Below are 14,165 nucleotides of genomic sequence, written 5' to 3'. Positions count from 1 at the left end.
AGGCGGTGCACGCCATGCCGCAGAAGCGCGTCGAGGCGTACGACACCCGGACCGGCGCGAAGCTCCCGCATCGCGTCCCCGAGAACTGGCTGCGAATCTTCCCGCACCTCTCCCTCACCCCGAAGACGAAGGCGGCCCAGAGCGCCGCCTCCGATGACGCTCCCGCGGCCGCCCCGGCCGAGGGCGTCGCCTCCACCCCGAAGACGGCTCGTCGCGGCCGCCAGACCCCCCAGAAGGAGTCCTGACCATGGCCACTGTCAAGTCGCTCGCCGACGGCCACACCAAGCTCGCGGTCCTCGCGACCGCTCCCGCCGACCCCGCCGCGATCACGCTCTCCGAGCTCGACGCCGGCCTCGACGCGTCCTGCCGGATCGCGAAGAACGGGTACGCGCTCGGCCCGACCGCGTCGGAGACCTTCGCGGATCCCGCCCTGTGCGAGGACGTGAACTCCTCGGTCTGGGGCGCCTCGAACTTCGAGTCGACGATCCCCGTCTTCCGCTACTTCGACGACACCACGAACCTCGTGGACGAGGAGGGCGACGAGGTCTACCAGGCGCTGAAGGAGAAGGGCACCGAAGTGTGGCTCGTCGAGCGCGAGTCGCTGAAGAAGTCCACCGACCCGTGGGAGGCCGGCGACGTCGTGAACGTCTACCGCGCCCTGCTGGACAACCCGCAGAAGGCCTCCGACCGCACCGGCTACATCAAGAACACGATCGCGCCGGCGATCCAGGAGGGCCACCTCGACGTCACCGTCGGCCCCATCGGCGGCTGACCCTCCACCGCCCGCACCCTTCGGGGTGCGGGCCACAGACCGCCGGGCGGGGTCGAGCGTGCTCCTGCGCTCCCCCGCCCGGCCCCCTCCGGGGGAACCACAGGAGCCCAGGAGCATCAGGAGAACAGGAGCACCACCATCATGACCAGCATTCCCGAGGACATCGAGGACTTCGGCGCCGACCCCGACGGCTTCGACATCGACGCCTGGATCGACCAGGGCGCCCGGCCGCGTCGCGAGGTCACCGTGTACCGCAGCTGGGACCTGCTCGAGGAGTACGAGCGGCTCGTGAAGCAGCTCGACGAGGACGCCGCCGCGGACGACGAGTCCATGGGCGAGGTGAGCATCCGCGAGCAGATCGAGGACGTGATCGCCCGCATGGAAGCGTCGCGCCTCGTCTTCACCGTCCAGGCCCTCACCGGCGAGGAGCTGAAGGCGCTCGCCGAGAAGGCGCCGACGAAGCCGATCCTCGACGACGACGGCAAGCCGATGCTGGGCACCGACGGGAAGCCTCGCAAGCGCGTGGACCAGGTGACGCTCGGCGACATGACCGCGGCGGCCGCGGTGATCAAGGTGACCGACGGCGCGACCGGGAAGTCGAAGTCCACCATCTCGGAGAAGCAGCTGCGGAAGCTGCGCGTCACCCTCGGCGACGGGCCCACCTACGGGCTCTACCGGGCCGTGACCGAGCTGGCGCAGGCCGGCCAGGTCATCCCCTCGGTCCCTTCCTCGCGCGAGCACTGAGGCGCTTCCCGCACGTCCGTGCGCAGCTCGACGCGGCGAAGTCCTGGGGGACGACGCTGTCGCATCTGCTCACGGGCGTGCCGGGCTGGCAGCTGTGGGACCGGCTGCTGGTGCTCGCGCAGCCTCTGCATGACATGGACCTGTGCCCCTCGGGTGCGGGACCGGAGCATTACCGCGACGAGTGCGACGCCGACACCACGGACATCGAACCCGAGGCCGTCGAGGCGACGTGCGTCTACCTCGTCGCCCGCGAGGAGTGGCAGGCCGAGCGCGACCAGGACAAGAACCCCGAGAAGGGCGTCCTGGTCGGGTTCAAGGACGGTGCCGCTCAGGAGTGAGGCGGGCGCCGCTTCTGCGGGTCGAGGTCAGGCACCTCGGCGCGCCGCGCCTCCTGCTGCCGGCGCACGGCGATCGGAATCCGGTCCCGTGCGGCGCGTTCCGCCCGCGCCTCGGCGGCGGCCTCCGCACGCCCCTCGCGGAACAGCTCGACGAGCACGCGCACCACCGCGAGCACGAAGAACACGGTCATCACGAACCCCACGAGTCCGTGGAGCGGCTGCCCGGTCAGCGCCGCGGCGATGAACCCGAGCTGTCCCGCGATGAGGAACAGCAGACCGATCACGAGGCTCCCGCGCGGCCCGTTCATGGCGACTCCTGAGATGAGAGGGGGCTGACGTGGCTGACCGTTCAATCGTAGTCCGCCTCCGTGCCGAGGTTGATGGGTTCAAGCGGGAGATGGCCGAGGCGACTCGGGCTGTCGATCAGACCGCGAAGGGCACCGAGACCGCGGCGAAGCAGGCCGACACCGCGATGGGCCGCATGGTCCAGTCCGCGCAGAAGAACCGCGCGGCGTGGGACACCGTCGGCACCACCCTCACCGGCTTCGGTGCCGCGGCTGTGGGTGGGCTCGCGCTCGCGGTGAAGGCCGCGATGGACTGGGAGTCGGCGTGGGCCGGCGTCCAGAAGACCGTCGACGGCACGGCCCCGCAGATGGCCGCGCTCGAGCAGGGCCTGCGCAGTATGGCGCGGGAGCTGCCGGCCTCGCACCAGGAGATCGCGGCCGTCGCCGAGGCGGCTGGTCAGCTCGGCATCGCGACGCCGAACATCCTGAGCTTCACCCGCACGATGATCAACATGGGCGAGGCCACGAACCTCTCCGCTGACGAGGCCGCAACCTCCCTCGCCCGGTTCGTGAACATCACCGGCACCTCGCAGAACCAGATCGGTCTGCTCGGCGCGTCCATCGTCGGCCTCGGCAACAACTTCGCGACGACGGAGTCCGAGATCCTCGCGATGTCGATGCGCCTCGCTGGCGCGGGCGCGCAGGCGAACATGTCCGAGGGCGACATCCTCGGCATCGCCACCGCCATGTCCTCCGTGGGCATCGAGGCGGAGGCCGGCGGCTCCGCGATGTCGCAGACGATGAAGCGCATCGGCAAGGCCGTCGACGAGGGCGGCAGCTCGCTCGAGCTGTTCTCCCAGGTGTCCGGCATGTCCGCGCAGGAGTTCTCCGACGCGTGGCGCAACGACCCGACCACCGCGCTCGACGCGTTCATCACCGGCCTGTCCGGTGTCGAGTCGCAGGGCATGACCACCAACGGCGTCCTCGCCGAGCTCGGCATCACCGGCATCCGCGAGGCCGACTCGCTGCTGCGCCTCTCGGCCGCGTCCGAGCAGGGCGCGAACGGGATGAGCCTCCTTGCCGACGCCGTCCAGACCGGCAACTCCGAGTTCGACAAGGGCACCGCCCTCATCGAGGAGGCGTCCAAGCGGTACGAGACCGCCGAGTCCCGCATCGCGATGGCGCGGAACGCCCTCGTCGACTCCGCCATCAGCATCGGCGGCGTCGTGCTGCCGGCCGTCGCCGGCCTCGCCGACGGCGTCGTCAACCTCGCCGGCGGGTTCGCAGACCTCCCCGGCCCTGTCCAGGGCACCGTCGCGGCGCTCGGCGGCCTCGCCGGCGTCGCCGCGCTCGGCGCCGGCTCGTTCCTGCTGCTGTTCCCCCGCGTCATGGACACCGTCTCCGCGTTCCGCGAGATGGGGATCCTCAGCGACTCGATGGCCGGGAAGCTCGGCAGCGCCACCCTCGCCGTCGGCAAGGCCGGACTGGCCTTCGCTGCGCTCGCCGCTGTCCCGCCGATCCTGAACTCGGTCACCGACGCGATGCGCGGCATCGACGATGCCGAGTTCGACCTCGGGATGGGCGAGCTCACCGCGGGCCTCCTCGAGGGCGAGCGGACCGGGCGCATGTTCGACGCCGTCCTGGGCGACATGTACGACTCGGGCGCGCTGAACAAGCAGATGTTCGCCGACCTCGGCAGCACCGTCTCCCAGGTCGCGGACATCAACTGGTTCCAGAAGCTGGTCGGCCCTCTCGCCGCCTCGGGCGTCAACGACGCGAAGGACCGGCTCCTCGAGCTGTCCGACGCGTTCGTGCTCCTCTCCCAGACCGACCTGTCGAAGGCCCAGTCGACGTTCGCCGCGTTCATGGCGGAGGCCGAGAAGTCCGGCGCGACGTTCGACGACGTCATGAAGGTCATGCCGTCGTTCCGCGACGAGCTCGCCGGGATCGCGACCCAGATGGGTCTCGACGGAACCGACTCCGCCGTGCTCTATCGCATCGCGATGGGCGAGCTCTCCCCCGTGGTCAACGAGACCACGGGCGCAGTCGAGGGGTACTCCGACGCGATCGAGGGCGCAGGCGAGGCCACGGAGACCACCGCGGACGCCGTCGGCGACCTGCAGGAGAAGATGTTCTCCCTCGCCGACGGGTTTCTCAACGCCCGCCAGGCAGCCCGCGACTACGAGGACGCGCTCAAGGCCGCGAAGGAGGCCATCGACGAGAACGGCAAGGCCTGGGAGAACGGCACCGAGGGTGCACGCAGCAACGCCGAGGCCATCGACGAGCTGTCCCAGGCCGCGCTCGACAACGCCGAGGCGATGCAGCGCAACGGCGAGGACGTCGGCGGCTACCTCGAGGAGCAGCGCAAGGCGATCTACGACGTCGCGATCGAGATGGGCGCGACCACCGAACAAGCCGAGGCGTACGTCGACGCTCTGGGGCTCACCCCGGAGAACATCACGACGCTCATCGAGCTCGAGGACCAGCTGGCCCGTGAGCGGTGGAACGCCCTCTGGGAGGACCTCGGCTACCACCCGCCCCTCGTCATCGACCCCACCGTCGACCCCGAGGGCAAGGTCCCCCAGTTCACCGGGCTCCTCTCCGACATCCCGCCGGAGAAGAACACCGCCGTCGGCGTCCAGACCGACGAGGCGATCCAGAAGACCTACGGCTTCGGAGACGTCCTCGAGAGCGAGACCCAGGACCAGACCGCCACCATCAACGCGGACACCGAGTTCGCGATGTGGGAGGTCAACGCCCTCAACGAGGCGATCGGACTCGCCGGTGGAACCGTCACCATCAACGGCTCCACGGTCACCGCCGAGCAGGCCCTCTCCATCCTGCAGGGCACGATCAACGAGTCCGACGGAACCGTCGACATCAACGGACGCACGGTCCCCGCCGACGAGGCACTCCACACGCTCATCGGCGTCGTGAACGAGACGGATGGCACCATCGATGTCCTCGCTGACACCGACACCGCCGAATCCGCGGCGAACCGCGCAGCCCGCGACCGGGACTCCACGATCGACGTGCACGCGAACGACGGCCGCGCCGAGAGCGACCTCAACTCCACGTCCAGGGACCGCACCTCGGACGTCACCGCCCGATCCCATACCGGCGGAGCTGAGTCGTCTCTCAACTCGACTGCCCGCAACCGCAGCAGCCACATCGACGTCAACGACAACTCCGGCGGCGCGAACTCCCGCATCAACAACGCCGCCCGGAACCGCAGCATGACAATCTACGTCGGGTACTCCGACCCCGGATTCCGCGGAAGCGGTGGCGGCTCGCGCTTCGCCACCGGTGGCCCCGTGCACGGCCCCGGCACCAGCACCTCCGACTCCATCGCAGCGCTGCTCTCCAACGGCGAGCACGTCCTCACCGCGGCCGAGGTCGCGCTCGCCGGCGGGCACGACTCCATCTTCCGGATGCGAGCCGCGATCCGTGCGGGCGCGCTGCGCTTCGCGGAGGGCGGTGGGGTCGAGTCGGGCGGGTACGCGGCGGCGCCGGCCATGGTGTCGGCGTCGTCGATGCGTCCGCAGACCGTGGCCGCGGAGGTGGACTCCCGGGTGATCGCTGGTGCGGTCGCCGGGGCGATCTCGGCCTACGAGCCGATCGTCGCGATCGGTGACCGTGAGTTCGTCGGCGTGATGCGTCGCGCAGGAAGGCTCGGTGCGAAGTGACGGGATACCTGGGCACGACGGCGAGGATGGTGCCGGTCGCGCCGGCGTCCGCGCAGTCGGAGGCCCGGCCCGAGCGGTTCGTGGTCCAGGCGGCCGCGTCGCGCAGGTGGGCGTTCGACACTGCGCGGCGCGGCGGCGTGCAGGGCAGGGAGTGGGCCGTGGAGCTCGGCCTGCTCGACGCTGCCGAGATGTCGGCGGTGGATGAGTTCGTGCAGGGTGCGTGGGGGCCGGGCCCGTTCCGGTGGGTGTCCTGCGCTGCGCATGACTCGAACGTGCTCACGCCCGGGCAGTCGATCCTCGCCGCGCTGGATGCGGGGACGGGGATGGACACCGCCACGGGCTGGTCCCCGCGGTCGGTGCTGGGCCCGGGCCGGGTGGTGCTCGCGGAGCGGGTGCCGGTGATCCCAGGGAAGCCCGTCACCGTCGCGGTGGACACGACCGGGGCGGCGACGCTGACGGTGACGTTCCGGTCTGCGGCGGGGGCTATCGACTCGACGCGGACCGTCTCTGCGTCGGGCACGCTCGCGCAGCGGCTCGTCTACTCGGCCCCGTCGGTGATGTGGTCCTCGCGCTCGGTCGACATCGAGGTGTCCGGGCACATCCGGGCATCTCGTCCGCAGGTGTCGTGGACGCGGGAGGCGCGGCCGTGGGTGCCGGGCAGGGGCGCTGAGCAGGTCATCATCCAGTCCGGGGTCGCTGACCCCCTCGTCATCAACCCGGCAGGTGGGTACTGGTCGGGATCGCTGAATCTGATCGAAGTGGGGTGAGCTCATGGCTCAGTCCGGTGTCTACGCTCCCGGGCCGGTGATCGACGCAGACGTGACCATCCGAGTCAACGGGATCGTGCGCGAGCACGTCTCCATGGACTGGGCTGGGGACACGACCGGAGGTCTCCCGGACCAGGTCGTCTCGGCCGGGACCGGGATGCGATCCCGCACCGGCACGATCCTCTGGGCTCAGGAGGATGTTCAGGCGGAGCCGCCGCACCCTCTGCGCCAGGCGGGTGGCTGGCCGCCCCGTGAGGGCGACGGGGTCGTGATCGATGCGACCGTCGACACCGGGCAGGGCCCGTACCAGTACCGTCGCTTCACGGGCCGTCTCGGCCGCACCACGGGGTCTCTCATCGATGGAACTCTCTCCTCGCAGATCACGGACACGCTCGGTGATGCACTGCAGGAGATGGTGACGGTCCCGCCTATGGCGTGGAGGCCGGGCGCTGACCCTTCGGCGTGGGCGGTCGCGTACCGGGCATTCGAGGCGGCTGGGCTGGGGCATCTCCCTCCGCCGGATGATGACGTGGTCGTGCACTACACGGGGCAGGGCGAGACTTCGGCTGTCGCCGGGACGGTTGCTGCGCCGGGGGGCATGTCTGGCGACCCGTACTACGGGCTCTGGCATCGGAACCCCCGGCTCACTCCGGCGTCGTCTCCCGCCCGCTCGGGGCGGGACGTTCTCGTGATCGCCCGCGGTGCCCCGCTATGGGCGTCGTGGGTGCAGGTCGCCCTCTCCGACGGGACGAGGGTCCGTCTGGACATGACCACCGCTGGGGAGATGACGGTGACTCACAACGGGACCGTCATCGGGACGGCACAGTGGGCGGACGACACCCCCGTCCCGGTGCTCGCATTCCAGCTGACGACGACCGGGGTGCGCGTCTGGACGAGCCTCTCGCGGTTCCGGCAGGTGATCCCGGCGACGATCTCCCGCACCGCGACGATCGCGGAGGTGACGGGGGCTGGGTCGGGGTTCTCGGCCCGCTACCTGACCTACGCCGCGACCGGCACGGACGTGGTCGCGTCGACGCCGAAGCACCCGCTGCGCTGGTTCCGGTCGTCCCTGTCGGGGGCATCGGTACGCGCGACCCGCGGGGTCGAGAACGTGCGCGCCCGCCAGGTGGTGGACGCCTGGGGTGAAGCGACGCTGAACGCAATCTGGATGGACGAGCACGGCGTGCCGACGACTCGTCCGCGCGATCACCTCCTCGCTGCGTCGACGGCGCGGACCGTGCATGTGCGGGAGCGGGTGCTCGACGGGAGATGGTCCGTCGGCGACGACCAGGTCCGCTCAGGCGTGATCGTGAACGGTGAGGAGGGGCTGCTGGACTATCCCTCCGACATCCAGCCCCGAGCGACGCTGTACCAGGAGTCGTCGGCGCGGTCGCTCGATGCGCCGGAGGTGACTGAGCGGTTCCTCTCCGTCCCGTCAGAGGAGGAGTGGGGTCCCGTCGACCTGGTCCCGTCGAAGTTCGGGATCGACCCGATGCTGGGGTCTCTCCCCGCGATTGGGACGTGGATCGCTGCCGTGTCGTCGCTCAGCAACTCGTCTGAGGATCCGGAGACGTGGGTGCACCAGAACAACATCACCTACACCGCACAGTTCGAACGGCTCGGGCAGCGGACGATCAAGGTCACGGAGACGGTCGCGAACATCACTGGCGGCCGGACGGTGTACTTGAAGACCCCGCTAGAGGGGACGCAGATCCATTACACGTTCCGCGGCGTCGCCTCGCCGACGATCCGCGGGTTCTGGAAGTCGACGTGGGCGGACTACCAGGTCAGGTCCGAGCAGCGGGGCCCGGCGTGGGCCGAGCCGCTCGTGCTCGAGGCCGGGTCGTGGCTCACCCCCACCGAGGCGCAGGCCGTCGCCGACGTCCTCGCTGCCGAGGTCACGTCTCCGATCCCGACTCTGTCCGGGGTGCAGGTCCTGTGGGATCCGACGCGGCAGATCGGTGACGTCGAGGAGTGGGTCGCGCACGACAAGAACGGTGACGAGTCGTGGCGGGCCCGCGTCCTCGTCACCGGGTACTCGGAGGCGTGGACGGGGCAGGTCCCGGAGCAGTCCGTGGACGTGCGAGTGATCGCGTGGACCGACCCCATCGCGGGGAAGACCTACGACCACCTCTCCTCCGCCTACGCCACTTATGCCGGGATGACCGGCACGTATCAGCAGGTCTACGACGCGCTCCCCGGGGCGCGGTGAGGAGCCGATCATGCCCGCTACCCCGTCCCGGGGCTACACCTACCCCCTCACGTCGTCGCCCGCGACGGTGCCTGCTGATCTGCGGGTCCCGCTCGAGCAGATCGACGCAGACGTGCAGGACCTCGCTGACCGGGTCTCGGCGCGAGAGCTCCTCACCATCACGCATGCCGGTGACGGGTCGTGGGCGGTGACGGACGGCCTCGCCGAGCCGGTCCCGGTCAATGACCTCGGTGACGGCACCTACTCGATTGGAGCATGACCATGGCGAACACGTTCCGGGCCCTGCTGCCCGATGGGCGGCTCCCCTCGGACGCCGTCGCGCACGTCCAGGAGATCGCCGGCGGCGGGGCCGCGGGCGGGTTCTACATCAACGAGGACGGTGAACAGGTTCCGTACGTGATGGTCGCTTCGGTGGAGGAACCGGAGCCGACGATCGTGATCGGGGATCGCATCTACGAGGTGTGGTGGATCCAGACCTCTCCGCCGGATCCGAATGCGTGGGTGCCGAAGCTGGTGACGGCGAGCCTGTCCGGCCGCTCGTACACAGTCCCGTCGGATGATGGGGCGACGTACCGAGTGGGTGGGCAGGTGAAGGGTGCGGGGACGTACCCCATCAACTCTGCGGGCGAGACGACGCTTTCCTGGTCGGCGGAGCCGAAGCCCGGCTACACGTTCGCTCCTGGCGCGGTGACATCGGGCGAGATGGCGTGGCCTGCACGCTCCTACCAGTCCGGGGATGTGGTCACGTCGGATTCGTTCGAGCGGGCGGATGGGCCTCTCGCGGGCACGACGACGGATGCGTACGCGGGCGGTGAGGCGATCACGTGGTCACCGGACGCTGCGGGGGCGACGACGATCCTCGGGGGGAAGATCACGGTCGCCTCGGGTCAGTCCATGGCGTGGCCGCGACTGGTGCTTCCGGCTTCGTTCTCGGCGATCGCGGTCGAGTTCACATGCGACCTCGGCACGTCCCAGAACTTCTCGGTGATGGAGCTCTGGGGACCGGGCGGGTCGCTCGGCTTCCTCGCGTCGAAGGAGGCGTTCCTTTGGCCCGCCGGAGGTGGCCAGACCAAGGCGTTCAACGGCCTCGCCATGACGAACGGGGACACGGTCCGGATGACCATCAACCGCACTGCGGGCACGTGGTCGATCCAGAACGTCACCACCGGTGTATCCGCCACCCAGGCGTCGGCCACCGTCGGCCAGATCACGGCGGACATCACGGAGATCCGCGCGGACTTCCGCACGCAGGCGAACCTGCTGCGCGACTTCAAGGTGTTCATCCCGTGACCGGCATGGACAACCTCGCGATCCACACCAGCGGCTCATGGGAGGGTGTGACTGTCGCCCGCCACGTGGGCGGGGAATGGGTGCCCGTCCTGGGCGGCGGGGGCTCGTACACCCCGCCCGAGTTCACCCCCGATGACGGGCCCGTCCAGAACATCGCCACGAACACGGGCGTCCTGCAGAACCAGTGGACACCCGGCACGACGGGTGCCGCGTCCGCGACCCGGCACATGCTGTACGCCAACGCCGCGGAGATCACCCTCGGCTGGTTCGCCCGCCCGAACCCGAAGTTCGGGGCCGGGGCAGACACCCCTCTCCGCGCCTGGGTCCGACGCCCGGGCGAACCTTGGGTCGAGTGCACGTTCGACGGGGCCACGGAGGTCAGCCTCCACGGCGCAGTCAGCGAAGAGGCGCTCCTGCCCTCCGATGCCCAGAACGTCTACGCCGACCCCATCCCCGGCCCGTTCTATCTCGGTGACACCATCGAGGTCATGACGTGGGGCCAGGCCGCGACGGGGACGATGGGCGTGCAGGGCGACCTCGACGGCACCTACGATCTCGGCAAGACCAGCGGCGACCCCGCCACGGTCGAGCAGGCCCCTGCGTCGGCGTTCTCCGCTACCGGAACAGGCGCGCGCCCGTCGGTGGTCCTCGCCCCGTCGGCGCAGTCGTCGTCGTGGGCGCTGATCGGGGACTCCAACTCCGTGAACCCGGCCCGGTCCTACCTCGCGCAGGCGTTCCGCGCCCGGGCACTCCCCCACATTCTGAACGGGAAGCACGGACTCGGCACCTACCACCTCGCCGAGGGGTGGTGGGACTTCCAGCTCGGCGAGCAGCTGAAGTACGCCGACTCGGTGTTCTCCGCGCTCGGCACGAACGACGGAAACAGCGTCGGTGCGGACCTGCGGGCCAACATGGTCACCGCATGGGAGACTGCCCGCGCTGCGGGGGTGGTGCGCTGGGTGCAGGGCACTGTCGCGCCCCGCGCGATCGACAACGGGGACGGCACGACCAGCGGCGTGTACAAGCCGGGGGACGTGCTGAATCCGTGGCTGCGCGACGGCGCACCGATCATCGGCGGGGCGCCCGTCACCCCGGGCACTGCCGGGGCGGTCCGGGCCACGGTCATCACCCTCGCAGGTGACGTCGTGCCGGGCGATCCCGCGCATCCCCTCGGGACGGGTTGGGTGAGCGACACGGGCGGGGTGCTCGAATCATCGGTCGGGTCCGGCGAGTACAGGCAGGACGAGCCCCGCGTCTACAACCCCGGAGACCTGACGCACTACGTGCAGGCCGGGCAGGACATCCAGGCCGTCCTGCTGGGACGGGACCTGGCCCTCATGGGGTTCTGAGCGCCTCCGCGACGGCCTCGTAGCCCTGCCCGGTGAGGTGCACGCCGTCGTCGGTGAGCAGCCCGTCGAGTGCCGGGGTGACGTCCACCCACGTCGCCCCGGCCCCCTCGGTGGCAGTCTCGAGCGCGGTGTTCGTGTCGGTCACGTCGACCCATTCCAGGGGCGGCAGGGACAGCACGACGATCTCAGCGCCCGGGGCCGCGACCTCGACAGCGGCGAGCAGCTCGGCCATGTCCTCGCCTGCCTCGGCCGGCGTGCGTTCGTGCAGGGCGTCGTTCGAGCCCGCCCAGACGATCACGCGCGCTGCATCACCGGGCACCGTGTCGGGCACGGTCGCGGTCACCTCCGCGATCAGCATCCCGCCCTGACCACGAACCGCGACCGGGGTGTCGAGCACCTCGGACCACGGCCCCCGCTCGATCTGCGAGTCACCGATCAGCACCGTGGGCTCGCCCTCGAGCTCGGTGAACCGCTCGGAGGCGTACACGTCGTAGGCGGGGCGGCGCTCCTCAACGATGCCGAGGTCCTCGGCGATCGGTCGGGCGCCGCGCTCGGAGAGGTACCAGCCGCCGGCGGCGAGCAGCGCGACGTTGAGCAGCAGGGACAGCACGAGCACCAGGGAACGCTTCACGCACGAACCATACTCGCGGAAACGCGGCTAGAAGACTGCGATGAGCAGAAGCCCGGCACCAACGATCCCGGAAGCGGTGCCAAAGAGATTGATCCAGTCCCAAAGACATTTCCCACCGAGTGGCTTCTCGCTCCAGGGGAGCAGGTAGCCCCCGGTTGATCCCGCCCCAACCAGGATGACTCCGATTGCGGTTACGAGTGCGCCGAAGAGGGCGAACGGATCGATGCTCATGCCCCGAAACATAGCCTGGCCCTCGCACACCGCGGGGGCCTTTCTCATGCCCGAGGAGGCACCCCATGACACCCACCCTGCAAGCGCTCCCCGCGTCCTGGGGCAGCCGAGACCAGATCGAGAAGCTCACTCCCGCGGCCGCCAGCTCGCTGTCCAGGATGATCGCCCGCGCGGTCGCCGAGACGAGCGTGAACTTCCAGCTCAACGACGCCTACCGATCGAAGGCCGAGCAGATCGCTCTGTTCGAGGCGAACTACCGCAACCGCGGCACCCGGGCGAAGAAGGCATCCTCGGATCGCATGTACGGCGGGACCTACTGGGCGCGCCGCCCCGACTCGGTCGCTGTCGCGTCCCCCGACCTCTACGGCACGGGCACGGGCGCGAACCACACCCGCGGCATCGCGATCGACATCGCCCCCGCCGCGATCCAGACCTGGATCCAGGCCAACGGGTCGCGCTTCGGCTGGACCTGGGACGAGGGCCGGCGGAACGGCGAGCCGTGGCACTTCGTCTACAACGGAACCGACCGGTACACCGCCGAGGGGTGGCTCGATCATGCCGCCGTGCAGCGCGCCGTGGGCGCCACCGTCGACGGGAAGATCGGCACCGGCACCGTCCAGCTGATCAAGGCGAAGCAGAAGCAGCTCGGCCTCGAGCCCGACGGCAAGGTCGGCCCCGCGACGAAGAAGGGCCTGGGACTGACGGGAAAAGGTGACGCCGCCCCCGCGGTCCCGGTGACCGTTGGCGGCGGCACGAGCGTCCCCGCCCCGGCACCGGCCGCGCTGCCGAAGCCGGTGCCGCTCGCCGCCGCGGTCGACGGGATCTTCCCCTGGGCCGACGCCACCACCCAGTTCTGGGACGAGAAGTACTCGACCCAGACCTACACCGGCGGCAAGCCGATCGGGCTGCTGCACTCCACCGAGACCGGCACCTGGCCGGGCTACGGGGGCGGCTCGTCCGCCCCGCACCTCACGGTCCGCTTCGACCCGACCGCGCGGACGATCTCGGCGCGGCAGCACTTCTCCACGACCCGCCCCTCCCGCGCGCTCGTGAACAAGGCCGGCGGCGTCCAGACCAACAACTCCCGGGTCTTCCAGATCGAGCTGATCGGCTCGTGCGACCTCGCCTTCGCGAAGAAGCACGGCTACCTCTACCTCCCCGACGTCCTCGAGGAGGCGTGGGCGCGCGACGCGCTCGCCGCTGTGCTCGCCGCGGTCTCGGAGTCGCTGGGCATCCCGCTGATGTCCTCGGTGGTCTGGGCGGCCTACCCGGGCTCGTACGGGGAGAAGGCCGCGCAGCGGCTCACCGGCGTGCAGTGGGAGGCGTACACGGGGTGGCTCGGCCACCAGCACGCCCCGGAGAACGACCACGGCGACCCCGGCGACATCCCCGTCGCGGAGATCCTCGCGGCCGCCGGCGGCGACCCCACGGCCGTGATCGCCACGCCGCCCGGCGGCGGTTCCTCTTCCTCGTCGAAGCTTCCCTCCGGAAAGGCAGCTCTCATGCAGCTCAAGAACGTGCCCGACTTCCCGCTCCTGCGCACGCCGGGGCACCTCTGCTACTACGGCGACGCGTCTGGACCGATCGAGTCCGTGTCGGGGAAGTCGGCGAACTCCCTGAACCCGGGCGAGATCTACACCGAGGGCGGCAAGACCCGCTCGAGGGGGATCGTCACCGCGCAGCAGCAGCTGAAGGCCCGCGGCTACGACGTGGACGTCGATGGCCGCTGGGGCGCGCAGATGGACAACGCGGTCGGGAACGTCCAGCGCCTCGCCGGGCTCACGGTGGACCGGAAGCTCGGCCCGGTGACCTGGTACGCGCTGTGGCTGCTCCCCGTCCAGTGACTCGATGCAGTGCCCGG

Annotated in this window: 14 protein-coding genes; 11 read left to right on the top strand and 3 right to left on the bottom strand. The window is 70.3% G+C overall.

What is annotated here, in order from left to right; all coding sequences use genetic code 11:
- The first annotated feature begins 14 nt into the window (after positions 1 to 14).
- The 4 genes from DS079_RS10900 (at position 15) to DS079_RS10885 (ending at position 1,854) form a co-directional block, all read left to right on the top strand.
- On the top strand, positions 15 to 245 hold the full coding sequence (locus DS079_RS10900) for a hypothetical protein (protein WP_126987552.1): 231 nt from the start codon (positions 15 to 17) through the stop codon (positions 243 to 245).
- Between the two features lie 2 nt (positions 246 to 247).
- On the top strand, positions 248 to 772 hold the full coding sequence (locus DS079_RS10895; protein ID WP_126987549.1) for a phage tail tube protein: 525 nt from the start codon (positions 248 to 250) through the stop codon (positions 770 to 772).
- A gap of 141 nt (positions 773 to 913) precedes the next feature.
- Positions 914 to 1,516, top strand: coding sequence for a hypothetical protein (locus tag DS079_RS10890; RefSeq protein WP_126987546.1), 603 nt, complete (start codon positions 914 to 916; stop codon positions 1,514 to 1,516).
- Positions 1,517 to 1,593: 77 nt separating this feature from the next.
- A complete protein-coding gene (locus tag DS079_RS10885; protein WP_126987543.1) occupies positions 1,594 to 1,854 on the top strand; it encodes a hypothetical protein in 261 nt (86 codons plus the stop codon).
- Here DS079_RS10885 and DS079_RS10880 read toward each other — a convergent pair.
- Positions 1,845 to 2,162: a hypothetical protein gene (locus DS079_RS10880; RefSeq protein WP_126987541.1), complete on the bottom strand. Its 318-nt coding sequence runs from the start codon at positions 2,160 to 2,162 to the stop codon at positions 1,845 to 1,847. The genes DS079_RS10885 and DS079_RS10880 overlap by 10 nt on opposite strands.
- Before the next feature lie 89 nt (positions 2,163 to 2,251).
- Between DS079_RS10880 and DS079_RS10875 the strand changes: the two genes are divergently transcribed.
- The 6 genes from DS079_RS10875 (at position 2,252) to DS079_RS10850 (ending at position 11,442) form a co-directional block, all read left to right on the top strand.
- Positions 2,252 to 5,824 carry a phage tail tape measure protein gene (locus tag DS079_RS10875; RefSeq protein WP_126987538.1) on the top strand — a complete coding sequence of 1,191 codons (3,573 nt, stop codon included), beginning with the start codon at positions 2,252 to 2,254 and terminating at the stop codon, positions 5,822 to 5,824.
- Between the two features lie 158 nt (positions 5,825 to 5,982).
- Positions 5,983 to 6,591, top strand: a complete 609-nt coding sequence (locus tag DS079_RS10870; RefSeq protein ID WP_126987535.1) for a hypothetical protein — start codon at positions 5,983 to 5,985, stop codon at positions 6,589 to 6,591.
- A gap of 766 nt (positions 6,592 to 7,357) precedes the next feature.
- Positions 7,358 to 8,803, top strand: a complete 1,446-nt coding sequence (locus DS079_RS10865) for a hypothetical protein (RefSeq protein ID WP_126987532.1) — start codon at positions 7,358 to 7,360, stop codon at positions 8,801 to 8,803.
- 10 nt (positions 8,804 to 8,813) lie between these two features.
- On the top strand, positions 8,814 to 9,062 hold the full coding sequence (locus tag DS079_RS10860) for a hypothetical protein (RefSeq protein ID WP_126987529.1): 249 nt from the start codon (positions 8,814 to 8,816) through the stop codon (positions 9,060 to 9,062).
- A 2-nt stretch (positions 9,063 to 9,064) separates the two neighbouring features.
- Positions 9,065 to 10,093 (top strand): hypothetical protein, encoded by a 1,029-nt coding sequence (locus DS079_RS10855; RefSeq protein ID WP_126987526.1) that lies wholly within the window; start codon positions 9,065 to 9,067, stop codon positions 10,091 to 10,093.
- Positions 10,090 to 11,442, top strand: a complete 1,353-nt coding sequence (locus DS079_RS10850; protein ID WP_126987523.1) for a hypothetical protein — start codon at positions 10,090 to 10,092, stop codon at positions 11,440 to 11,442. Before DS079_RS10855 ends, DS079_RS10850 begins: the two co-directional genes overlap by 4 nt.
- On the opposite strand, the gene DS079_RS10845 is transcribed toward DS079_RS10850, so the two are convergent.
- Entirely contained in the window at positions 11,429 to 12,073 is a 645-nt protein-coding gene (locus DS079_RS10845) for an SGNH/GDSL hydrolase family protein (protein WP_126987506.1), read from the bottom strand. The genes DS079_RS10850 and DS079_RS10845 overlap by 14 nt on opposite strands.
- Before the next feature lie 27 nt (positions 12,074 to 12,100).
- The gene (locus DS079_RS10840; RefSeq protein ID WP_126987504.1) at positions 12,101 to 12,304 is read right to left on the bottom strand and encodes a hypothetical protein; all 204 of its coding nucleotides are present in this window, start codon (positions 12,302 to 12,304) and stop codon (positions 12,101 to 12,103) included.
- 65 nt (positions 12,305 to 12,369) lie between these two features.
- Between DS079_RS10840 and DS079_RS10835 the strand changes: the two genes are divergently transcribed.
- Complete coding sequence (locus DS079_RS10835) at positions 12,370 to 14,148, top strand: peptidoglycan-binding protein (RefSeq protein ID WP_126987501.1); 1,779 nt, start codon at positions 12,370 to 12,372, stop codon at positions 14,146 to 14,148.
- The last annotated feature ends 17 nt before the right edge of the window (positions 14,149 to 14,165 follow it).

The organism is Brachybacterium paraconglomeratum, from assembly GCF_003994255.1.
GTDB lineage: Bacteria > Actinomycetota > Actinomycetes > Actinomycetales > Dermabacteraceae > Brachybacterium > Brachybacterium conglomeratum.
Note: the sequence above shows the minus strand (reverse complement) of the source record. Positions and strands in the feature narration are given on the sequence as shown.